Genomic DNA, 10,160 nt, shown 5'->3' with positions numbered 1-10,160 from the left:
TGGCCGGTGCCGCCCGCCGCGCCGATCTTGCCGATGATCGACAGGATCACGTCCTTGGCGCTGACCCCGAAGCCGAGTGTGCCGTCGACCCGCACTTCCATGGTCTTCGATGGCGACAGCAACAGCGTCTGGGTGGCGAGCACATGCTCGACCTCGCTGGTGCCGATCCCGAACGCGAGCGCCCCGAGTGCGCCATGCGCCGAGGTATGACTGTCGCCGCACACCAGGGTCGTCCCCGGCAGGGTGAAGCCCAGCTCCGGCCCGATGACGTGGACGATTCCCTGCTCGGGCGCATTGGCATCGATATAGTCGATTCCAAATTCGCGCGTATTCTGCCTCAGCGCGTCGAGCTGCTGCGCGCTCTCCGGATCGGCGATCGGCAATGCCCGCCCCGCGGCGTCGGTGCGCCGCGTCGTCGGCAGATTGTGATCGGGCACCGCCAGCGTCAGATCCGGCCGCCGCACCCGTCGCCCTGCCGCACGCAATCCCTCGAACGCCTGCGGGCTGGTGACTTCGTGTACGAGATGCCGGTCGATATAGATCAGGCATGTCCCGTCATCGCGACGCTCGACGACGTGCGCGTGCCAGATCTTCTCGTACAGGGTGAGGGGACGGCTTGCCATGATCGGGCGCTATTAACCTAGATGGGCACCAAGCGAAACCGGTTCGCGCGGGAGCCGCCTCCACCTCGGAATGTCGCCGCCGCCGGTCATTCAGCTATCATACGCCGCCGTCGTCTTCGACGCCACCTCGTCCGCGGTCACGCCCGGCGCCAGCTCGATCAGCTTGAACCGCGATGCGTGGTCGGGCCGCTGGAACACCGCCAAATCGGTGACGATCATGTCGACGACGTTCTTGCCGGTCAGTGGCAGCGTGCAGGCGGGGATGAACTTGGGGCTGCCGTCCTTGGCGTTGTGGTCCATCACCACGATGATCTGCTTGACGCCCGCGACCAGATCCATCGCGCCGCCCATGCCCTTGATCATCTTGCCCGGGATCATCCAGTTGGCGATGTCGCCGCCCTCGCTCACCTCCATCGCGCCGAGCACGGTGAGGTCGATATGCCCGCCGCGGATCATCGCGAAGCTCTGTTCGCTGCCGAAATAGGCGCTCTGTGGCAGCTCGCTGATCGTCTGCTTGCCTGCATTGATCAGGTCCGGATCCTCCTCGCCCGCATAGGGGAAGGGCCCGATGCCGAGCATGCCGTTCTCCGACTGCAAGGTCACCGTCATCCCCGCAGGGATATTGTTAGCGACCAGCGTCGGGATGCCGATGCCGAGGTTGACGTAATACCCGTCGCGCAGCTCCTGCGCGGCACGCGCGGCCATCTGGTTGCGGTCCCACGCCATCAATTCGCTCCACCAGTGGGTTGCAGCCCACAGAACAAACTTCCGTCAGCCATCGCCTGCTTCATTTCGTCCATGCGCTTCGTCTTATCGACTTTGGACAGGTCTGCCTGACCCGCCTTGGTCATGACCGACGTAAGCACCAGCGCCGCCGCCTCTTTCAACACCGGTTCGCTGGCGAGTTGCATCGCGGATCCGATCGCGCTCAAATGCGGCAACAGCAGTGGACTACCATTCGTCGCCCCCCCAGCCGCCGCGGCAGCAAGCGTGTCCTTGGGCACGGTCGTCCGGTACGCCTGGATCAAATTGGCGCGCCAGCGGGGGAGTTCGGTCTGCACCGCCTGTTCGAACGCCGGCCGGGTCACGGCACATGCTTCAGGAATCCCCAGCGTAAACGCCCCCATCGCCATGGTCTGGGTGGAGAACACCGTCCGCGCAAGCATGCCGCGAAGTTGCGCCTCGGGCAGTGCGATCGCAGCGATCGCATCGTCGGTAGGTTCCTGTGCCGGCGCGCTCGTCGGCGCCTGCATCATGATGGCGAGAGTCATCGCGGCTGCAAACATCACGCGACCTCCCGTTCGCGCACGGTGCGGAACTCGATCTTCTTGTCGTACGGCGCGCCAAGAATCATCCGCTTCACATAGATGCCCGGCAGGTGGATCTGGTCAGGGTCGAGCGAACCCACGGGCACCACCTCCTCGACCTCGGCGACGCAGATGCGCCCGGCGGTCGCCATCGGCTGGTTGAAGTTGCGGGCGGTCTTGCGGAAGATGAGGTTGCCGCTCTCGTCGGCCTTCCAGCCCTTGATGATCGACAGGTCGGCACGGATGCCGCGTTCGAGGATATAGTCCTCGCCGTCGAACGCCTTCACTTCCTTGCCCTCGGCAACCTGGGTGCCGACCCCGGTCTTGGTATAGAAGCCCGGGATCCCCGCCCCGCCAGCGCGGCAGCGTTCGGCGAGCGTTCCCTGCGGGCAGAACTCGACCTCGAGCTCGCCCGACAGATATTGCCGCTCGAACTCCTTGTTCTCGCCCACATAGCTCGAGATCATCTTCTTGACCTGGCGACTGCGCAGCAGCTTGCCGAGGCCCTCGTTGTCGATCCCCGCATTGTTGCTGGCGATCGTCAGGTCGCGCGTGCCCGCGGCCTGGATCGCGTCGATCAGCCGCTCGGGAATCCCGCACAAGCCGAACCCGCCCGCGCAGATCGTCATCCCGTCGAACAACACGCCGTCGAGCGCGGCGGCGGCATCGGCATAGAGCTTCTTCATACGGGCCTTCTCCTGCGTTGCCGCGGCGATAGCCAGCGGCGAGCGCCGGGGTCAACCGTGACGGCCGGCGCCGAAGTCGATCAGTAGGCGAGCGCCAGCCCCGGCCGCGCCCACCGGGTCTTCACCAGCCGTCCGCTGCCCGACAGCGTGATGTACGCGTCCATCATGTCCACCCCGCCCCAGCAGATGTTGGTGGTGAAGACGTCGGGCGTCGCGACGAACTCCACCAGCTTGCCCTCGGGCGAGACGACGCTGATCCCGCTTTCGCCGATCGTCGCGACGCAGATGTTGCCGCCCGCCTCGACCCCGAGCGAATCGAAGAACTTGTACCCGGCGGGCCGGTAGAGCGGCGTGCCCGGCCCGCCCAGCCCGGCGGTGGCATCCACCTCGCCCGGCGCGGTGATCGCGAACTTCATCAGCCGGCAGGTATAGGTCTCGGCCGCATAGAGCGTGCGCCGGTCCGGCGACAGGCCGACGCCGTTGGGGTTCTCGCTCGGGAACACGATTTCCGCGAGATGGCTACCGTCCGCCTTCGCATAGAAGATGCCGGTGACGTCACGCTCGCGCGCCCGGGTCTTGCCGTGATCGGTGAACCAGAAGCCGCCTTCTCCGTCGAACACGATGTCATTCGGGCCGCGCAGCGCGCACCCGAAATCGCCGTCGGCGTAGAGCGTCTCGACCTCACCCGTGACGAGGTCGATGCGTTCGATCCGCCCGCCGCTATAATCGTCGGCTTGCCCATGGGGCGCGAGAAAGCCGCCCGCCTCGTGCCAGTTGAAGCCGCCATTGTTGCAGCAATAAAGCTTGCCATCCGGCCCCATCGCCAGCCCGTTGGGCCCGCCGCCGGGCTGCGCCACCACGAATCTGCTGCCGTCGGCCGCGATCCGCGTGATCCGGCCGGCCGCGATCTCGACCAGCACGATGCTGCCATCGGGCAGCCACACCGGGCCTTCGGGAAAGCGCAGTCCGTCCGCGACGGTGATGAAGTCGGCCATCTCGCTCTCCCGATCGTGTTTGCGCCACTCTGCCGAAAAGCGACCCTGCCGCAATCGACTTCGCGTCGGCGGACGGGCAAAAGGTCGGGATGATCAATCCCCGCACCGGCGGTCGCATCCTCGTCGACCAGCTTCTCGCGCAAGGCTGCGAGCGCATCTTCACCGTGCCCGGCGAGAGCTTCCTCGCGGTACTCGACGCGCTGCACGACACCCCGGCGATCGACCTCGTCGTCTGCCGGCAGGAGGGCGGAGTCGCGTTCATGGCGTGCGCGGACGGCGCGATGACGCATCGCCCGGGGGTCGCCTTCGTCACTCGCGGACCGGGCGCGACCAACGCCTCGATCGGGGTGCATGTCGCGATGCAGGATTCGCAGCCGATGATCCTGTTCATCGGCGACGTCGATCGCGGCACGCGCGACCGCGAGGCGTTCCAGGAGATCGACTTCGCGGCGATGTTCGCGCCCGTGGCGAAATGGGCGGCACGGATCGACGATGCCGCGCGCATCCCCGAATATGTCACGAGGGCCTATGCCGTCGCCACCAGTGGCCGGCCCGGCCCGGTCGTGCTCGCGCTACCCGAAGACATGCTGCTCGATCAGGTCGCAGCGGTCGATCGCCCGCGAGTCGCGCCGGTCGCACAGGGGTGCGACGCCGATGCGATGGAGCATCTCGCGGATCTGCTCGCGACCGCTGAACGCCCGGTGGCGATCGTCGGTGGCGCAGGCTGGGGCCTGGTCGCGTCGCAGGATTTCGCGAGCTGGGCCGATCGCACCGGCATCCCCGTCGCCGCCGCATTCCGCCGCCAGGATGCCATCCCCAACGATTGTCCGGCCTATGCCGGCAACCTCGGCTACGGCCCCAATCCCAAGCTGGTAGCGCGGATCAAGGACGCGGATCTGCTGCTGGTGGTCGGCCCGCGGCTCGGCGAGGCGACCACCGACGGCTATACGCTGATCACCCCGGACCATCCCGGCCAGCGCCTCGTCCACGTCCATCCCGACCCGAACGAGCTGGGGATGACCTACCGCACCGATCTTGCGATCTGCGCCGACATGATCTCGTTCGCCGAGGCGCTGACCACGATCGAGGGCCCGCCGCACGCCGCGGGGGCGGAGGCGCATGCCGATTGGCTCGCCTGGTCGACGCCGCAGCCGCGCGATCTGGCGACGGACCTCGGCCCCTGCGTCGCAACGATGCGCGAGTTGCTGCCCGCCGACACGATCATCTGCAACGGCGCCGGTAATTATTCGGGCTGGTGGCACCGCTACTGGCCCTATGCCGGGCCGGGCACCCAGCTGGCGCCCACCGCAGGTGCGATGGGATACGGCGTCCCCGCCGCGGTCGCCGCGTCGCTGCGCCACCCGGAACGGATGGTGGTCGCGCTGGCGGGCGACGGCTGTTTCCTGATGAACGGGCAGGAACTGGCCACCGCGGTCCAGCACGGGGCGACCATGCTCGTGATCGTTGTGGACAACGGCGCCTACGGCACGATCCGCATGCATCAGGAACGCGAGTTCCCGCGCCGCGTCGCGGGCACCGGCCTGACCAACCCCGATTTCGCGGCGCTCGCGAGAGCCTATGGCTGCTGGGCGGCGACCGTCGAGCGAACCGAGGAGTTCCAGCCGCGCCTGCGCGAGGCGCTGGCGGTGCCGGGAGTTCGCCTGCTCCACGTCAAGACGGATGTAGAGGCGATCAGCGCCGCGACGACGCTGTCGAAGCTACGCGGCGACTAGCGCTACGCTGACAGGACACCAGCTCGCGAGACTACGACGATCCCCGCGATCTCGCGCGCGAACCGCTCCAGGATCGACACCAGCTCGGGCGAGCGCAACGATCGGGGCTCGGGATCGATCGCGCACAGCGTGCCGAAGAACTGCCCATCTTCGAGCGTGATCGGGAACGAAGCATAGCTCTCAAAGCCATATAGCATCGGGATGGGGTGCGTCCGCCAGTTCGGCTCGTCACCGACATGATCGATGATCACTGCCTTTCCGCTCGCGCGGATGTCGTTGCAGATCGTTGTCTTGAGCACGAGTTCGTCGCCGGGCTGAAGGCCAAATTCGATGCGGTCCGCGACCTGGCACGCGACCCAACGCTCGTCGGTCACCCGCGCCACCGCCGCAAATCCCATACGCGTAATACGGCAGACTTCGTCGAGTATCGCCGCGATCCGCGGGATGTCGCGCAACGCCCTGACATCGCGATCGGTGTCGCGTGGGGAGATTGGCTCGTCGATCACCTCCACATCTTACCGCGGAACCATTCCGGTGCAAAGATGATGCCCGTGCGCGGTCGCCGGGTGAGGCTCGGTACGCAAAACGGGCGCTCCGACCTCTCCCTGCAGCCAAAGCCGCAAGGGAAAGACGGAACGCCCGCTGTCTAGGTCTTTAGCCGGTCCGGTCTACCGAACCCAATGAGCAGTCAGATGTCGTCGCCGAGTGCGCCCTTGATCTTGCCGCCGAGCTGCTGGGCCTTACCCGTGCCCTCTTGCTCCGCACCTTCGGCACGCGTGTCGGGGTTGTCGCTGTTCTGCTTGGCCTTGCCGACGGCTTCGTTGACGTTGCCTTTGATCTTGTCGATTAGCTCGCCCATGATGTTCTCCATCGCGGTGGCGGCGGCCCGGGTTCGGTCCGTCGTATATCGCGGATGTAAAACGGACCGCGAGCAAACCGGTTCCATGTTAATGCTTTAGATCAACCCCGCGAGCGGGCTCGACGGGTCCGCGTAGCGGCGCTGCGCCATTCGTCCCGCGCGATAGGCGAGCCGCCCGCTTTCGACGGCGGCGCGCATCGCGCTCGCCATCATCACCGGGTCCTTGGCCTCGGCGATCGCGGTGTTCATCAGCACGCCGTCGCAGCCCAGCTCCATCGCTACCGCAGCGTCGGACGCGGTGCCGACGCCCGCATCGACCAGCACTGGCACCCCGGCGCCTTCCACGATCAGGCGGATCGTCACCTTGTTCTGGATCCCCAGCCCCGATCCGATCGGCGCACCCAGCGGCATGATCGCGACCGCGCCCGCATTCTCCAGCCGCTTCGCCGCGATCGGATCGTCGACGCAATAGACCATCGGCAGGAAGCCTTCGTTGGCGAGCACCTCGGTCGCGCGCAGCGTCTCGACCATGTCGGGGTAGAGCGTCTTCGCCTCGCCCAGCACCTCCAGCTTGACGAGGTCCCAGCCCCCCGCCTCTCGCGCGAGGCGCAGCGTACGGATCGCGCTGTCCGCATCGAAACAGCCCGCGGTGTTGGGCAGGTACGTCACCTTCTTCGGATCGATATAGTCGGTCAGCATCGGCGCGCTGCGATCGGACACGTTGACCCGCCGCACCGCGACCGTGACGATCTCCGCCCCCGACGCCTCCAGCGCGGCGGCGTTCTGCGCGAAATCCTTGTACTTGCCGGTGCCGACGATCAGCCGCGAGCGAAAGCTGCGCCCCGCCACCGTCCAGCGATCCTCGTCGATCGCACGGACATGATCGCCGCCGCCGACGAAGTGGACGATCTCCAGATCGTCGCCATCGTCGACGATCACCTCGCCCAGCGTCGATCGCGGCACGACCTCCAGATTGCGCTCCACCGCGATCTTCTCCGGCACCAGCCCGAGTTCGCTCGCGAGCGCGGCGATCGTCATGCCCGCGGCGACGCGCTTGTGCTCGCCATTGACGGTGATCGAGACGGTTCCATCGGCATGCGGCATCGGGATCTCACCATTGATGTATGTGGCGGGCTCGTGCCTCGACTTCCCGGGACACCAGCTTGTATGGGACCCGAGCCATATAGGGGGCCACCGCCAAGCCCCGCAACCGGGAGGTGCCGCGTGTCCGACATGATCATGGTCCTCAACGGCCCCAATCTGAACCTGCTCGGCGTCCGCGAGCCCGAGATCTACGGCCACGACACGCTCGACGACATCGCCGGGCAGCTCGACGATCGCGCCCGCGAACTCGGGCTTGAGATCGACCTGCGCCAATCGAACCACGAGGGACATCTGGTCGATTGGCTGCATGAGGCGCAAGCGCGGTCCTGCAGGGCGGTGCTGCTCAACGCCGGCGGTTTCACGCATACCTCGGTCGCGATCCACGACGCGATCAGGGGTGTGAAGACCCCGGTGATCGAGGTCCACCTTTCAAACCCGCACACGCGTGAGGCGTTTCGCCACGTCAGCCTGGTCGGACAGGCCGCACGCGGAACGATCGCGGGTTTCGGTGCGCTTTCCTATCTGCTCGCGCTTGAAGCAGCCGCACGCTTCTGACAGGAGGCTGGTCCATGACCGATACCAAAGAGGGCTCCATGCAGGTCGATGTCGAGCTCGTCCGCCAGCTCGCCGAACTGCTCGACTCCACCCAGCTGACCGAGATCGAAGTCGAGGACGGCGATCGCAAGATCCGCGTCGCGCGCAAGGCCGCCGCGATCTCGGCACCCGCGCATTATGCGCCCGCCCCGCCGCCGGCCCCTATGGCCGCACCGACCGCGACCGCTTCCGTCGCGGCCGAGGTCGGCGCGTCGGCGCCAGCGCTGGCCGCTAATGCGGTCAAGTCGCCGATGGTCGGCACCGTGTACCTCTCCGCCGAACCCGGCGCGAAGGCGTTCGTCGGCATCGGCCAGTCGGTCGCCGCTGGCGACACGCTGGTGATCGTCGAAGCGATGAAGGTGATGAACCCGATCGTCGCCCCGGCGGCAGGCGTGGTCCGCGCGGTGCTGGTCGAGAACGGCCAGCCGGTCGAATTCGATCAGCCGCTCGTGGTGGTCGAGTAGCTTCATGCCCCAGATCAAGAAGCTGCTGATCGCCAATCGCGGCGAGATCGCATTGCGCATCCATCGCGCCTGCCACGAGATGGGAATCAAGACCGTCGCGGTGCACTCCACCGCCGACGCCGACGCGATGCACGTTCGTCTGGCCGACGAGGCGATCTGCATCGGGCCGCCCGCCGCGACCGACAGCTACCTCAACATTCCGAACATCATCTCCGCTGCCGAGATCAGCGGGGCGGACGCGATCCACCCGGGCTACGGCTTCCTCAGCGAGAATGCGCGGTTCGCCGAGATCGTCGAGCTCCACAACATCATTTTCGTCGGGCCGAAGCCCGAACACATCCGCACCATGGGCGACAAGGTCGAGGCCAAGCGCACCGCGGGCGCGCTCGGGCTGCCGCTGGTCCCCGGGTCCGACGGCGCGATCTCGGACATTGCGGAGGCGAAGCGGCTCGCCGAGGACATCGGCTATCCGGTGATCATCAAGGCGGCATCCGGCGGCGGCGGTCGTGGCATGAAGGTGTGCACGTCGGAAGATCAGCTCGAAACGCTGATGCAGCAGGCCGGCACCGAGGCAAAGGCGGCGTTCGGCGACGCCACCGTCTACATGGAAAAATACCTCGGCAACCCGCGCCACATCGAGTTCCAGGTATTCGGCGACGGCGAGGGCAACGCGATCCACCTCGGCGAGCGCGACTGCTCGCTCCAGCGCCGCCATCAGAAGGTGCTGGAAGAGGCCCCCTCCCCGATCATCACGCCCGAAGAGCGCGACCGCATGGGCGGGATCGTCGCGAAGGCGATGGCCGACATGGGCTATCGCGGTGCCGGCACGATCGAGTTCCTGTGGGAAGACGGTGAGTTCTACTTCATCGAGATGAACACGCGTCTCCAAGTCGAGCACCCGGTGACCGAGATGATCACCGGCCTCGACCTGGTGCGCGAACAGATCCGCGTCGCCGAAGGCCATCCCCTCACGCTGCGCCAACAGGACGTCCAGTTCCGCGGCCATGCCATCGAATGTCGCATCAACGCCGAGGACCCGCGCACCTTCTCGCCCTCGCCGGGCCTGGTGAAGCTGTTCCATGCCCCCGGCGGCATGCACGTCCGGGTCGACAGCGGGCTCTACGCCGGTTACCGGGTGCCGCCCTATTACGACAGCATGATCGCGAAGCTGATCGTCTACGGAACCACCCGCAACGGCGCGCTCCGCCGCTTGCGCCGCGCGCTCGAAGAGTTCGTGATCGAAGGCGTCACCACGACGATTCCGCTCCACCGCGCACTGGTCGACGATCCTGAGTTCCAGGACGGTGCGTACACGATCAAGTGGCTCGAGGAATGGCTGGCCAAGCAGGACTGACATCAATCCTCCCCAGCACGGGAAGGTGGCGCCGCGCAGCGGTGACGGAGGGGGGCCTCCCCAAGCGGAGCGTCCGCGGCGATCCCCCTCCACCACTCGGCTGAAGCCGAGCGGTCCCCCTCCCCGTTCCGGGGAGGAATGGCTTGACCAGGTCGCATCCACACTACCTCTGCACCACAAGCAGGCAGCACCCTCGATCTGCCCGATTCGCGGGCAGCAAAATCATCTAAATCACGTGTTGCCCGAAGGGGCGGGTGCTGGCACGCTTGGTGCAAGGCGCCCGTGGGGCGTCGCTCTGACGCAAGGGGGCACATCAGTCGTGAAGAAGGTCGAAGCCATCATCAAGCCGTTCAAGCTGGATGAGGTGAAGGAAGCACTCCACGAGATCGGCGTGTCCGGCATCACCGTCACCGAGGCCAAGGGCTTCGGCCGGCAGAAGGG

Annotated in this window: 13 protein-coding genes; 5 read left to right on the top strand and 8 right to left on the bottom strand. The window is 66.6% G+C overall.

All coding sequences use genetic code 11. The features are described 5' to 3' along the window. From ACFE77_RS15030 to ACFE77_RS15010, 5 genes are all read right to left on the bottom strand, one after another. Positions 1 to 623: aconitase family protein (locus tag ACFE77_RS15030; protein WP_375422458.1), on the bottom strand; the 623-nt coding region annotated here is incomplete at its 3' end. Between the two features lie 90 nt (positions 624 to 713). Beyond that, positions 714 to 1,349 (bottom strand): CoA transferase subunit B, encoded by a 636-nt coding sequence (locus tag ACFE77_RS15025; RefSeq protein ID WP_375422457.1) that lies wholly within the window; start codon positions 1,347 to 1,349, stop codon positions 714 to 716. Beyond that, entirely contained in the window at positions 1,349 to 1,909 is a 561-nt protein-coding gene (locus tag ACFE77_RS15020) for a hypothetical protein (protein WP_375422456.1), read from the bottom strand. Before ACFE77_RS15020 ends, ACFE77_RS15025 begins: the two co-directional genes overlap by 1 nt. Continuing rightward, positions 1,909 to 2,616, bottom strand: a complete 708-nt coding sequence (locus ACFE77_RS15015) for a CoA transferase subunit A (protein ID WP_375422455.1) — start codon at positions 2,614 to 2,616, stop codon at positions 1,909 to 1,911. The genes ACFE77_RS15020 and ACFE77_RS15015 overlap by 1 nt, the downstream gene beginning before the upstream one ends. Positions 2,617 to 2,696: 80 nt before the next feature. Continuing rightward, positions 2,697 to 3,611, bottom strand: coding sequence for an SMP-30/gluconolactonase/LRE family protein (locus ACFE77_RS15010; protein ID WP_375422454.1), 915 nt, complete (start codon positions 3,609 to 3,611; stop codon positions 2,697 to 2,699). An 89-nt stretch (positions 3,612 to 3,700) separates the two neighbouring features. Here ACFE77_RS15010 and ACFE77_RS15005 point away from each other — a divergent pair, with 89 nt between their 5' ends. After that, positions 3,701 to 5,344 (top strand): thiamine pyrophosphate-binding protein, encoded by a 1,644-nt coding sequence (locus ACFE77_RS15005; RefSeq protein WP_375422453.1) that lies wholly within the window; start codon positions 3,701 to 3,703, stop codon positions 5,342 to 5,344. Between the two features lie 2 nt (positions 5,345 to 5,346). Here ACFE77_RS15005 and ACFE77_RS15000 read toward each other — a convergent pair whose 3' ends face one another. The 3 genes from ACFE77_RS15000 to thiS form a co-directional block, all read right to left on the bottom strand. Beyond that, on the bottom strand, positions 5,347 to 5,850 hold the full coding sequence (locus ACFE77_RS15000; protein ID WP_375422452.1) for a GAF domain-containing protein: 504 nt from the start codon (positions 5,848 to 5,850) through the stop codon (positions 5,347 to 5,349). 182 nt (positions 5,851 to 6,032) lie between these two features. After that, positions 6,033 to 6,203 (bottom strand): CsbD family protein, encoded by a 171-nt coding sequence (locus ACFE77_RS14995; RefSeq protein WP_375422451.1) that lies wholly within the window; start codon positions 6,201 to 6,203, stop codon positions 6,033 to 6,035. 96 nt (positions 6,204 to 6,299) lie between these two features. Further along, the gene (gene thiS, locus ACFE77_RS14990; RefSeq protein ID WP_375422450.1) at positions 6,300 to 7,307 is read right to left on the bottom strand and encodes a sulfur carrier protein ThiS; all 1,008 of its coding nucleotides are present in this window, start codon (positions 7,305 to 7,307) and stop codon (positions 6,300 to 6,302) included. Between the two features lie 129 nt (positions 7,308 to 7,436). Here thiS and aroQ point away from each other — a divergent pair, with 129 nt between their 5' ends. The 4 genes from aroQ to ACFE77_RS14970 all read left to right on the top strand — a co-directional run. Next, the gene (aroQ, locus tag ACFE77_RS14985) at positions 7,437 to 7,862 is read left to right on the top strand and encodes a type II 3-dehydroquinate dehydratase (RefSeq protein ID WP_375422460.1); all 426 of its coding nucleotides are present in this window, start codon (positions 7,437 to 7,439) and stop codon (positions 7,860 to 7,862) included. A gap of 14 nt (positions 7,863 to 7,876) precedes the next feature. Next, on the top strand, positions 7,877 to 8,365 hold the full coding sequence (gene accB / locus ACFE77_RS14980; protein ID WP_375422449.1) for an acetyl-CoA carboxylase biotin carboxyl carrier protein: 489 nt from the start codon (positions 7,877 to 7,879) through the stop codon (positions 8,363 to 8,365). Between the two features lie 4 nt (positions 8,366 to 8,369). Further along, positions 8,370 to 9,719 carry an acetyl-CoA carboxylase biotin carboxylase subunit gene (accC, locus tag ACFE77_RS14975; protein WP_375422448.1) on the top strand — a complete coding sequence of 450 codons (1,350 nt, stop codon included), beginning with the start codon at positions 8,370 to 8,372 and terminating at the stop codon, positions 9,717 to 9,719. Between the two features lie 319 nt (positions 9,720 to 10,038). Beyond that, positions 10,039 to 10,160 (top strand): P-II family nitrogen regulator (locus ACFE77_RS14970; protein WP_375422459.1); only part of this gene is annotated, 122 nt, incomplete at its 3' end.

This window comes from uncultured Sphingomonas sp., from assembly GCF_964243315.1.
GTDB lineage: Bacteria > Pseudomonadota > Alphaproteobacteria > Sphingomonadales > Sphingomonadaceae > Sphingomonas.
This window is presented reverse-complemented; position numbering and strand designations above follow the sequence as displayed.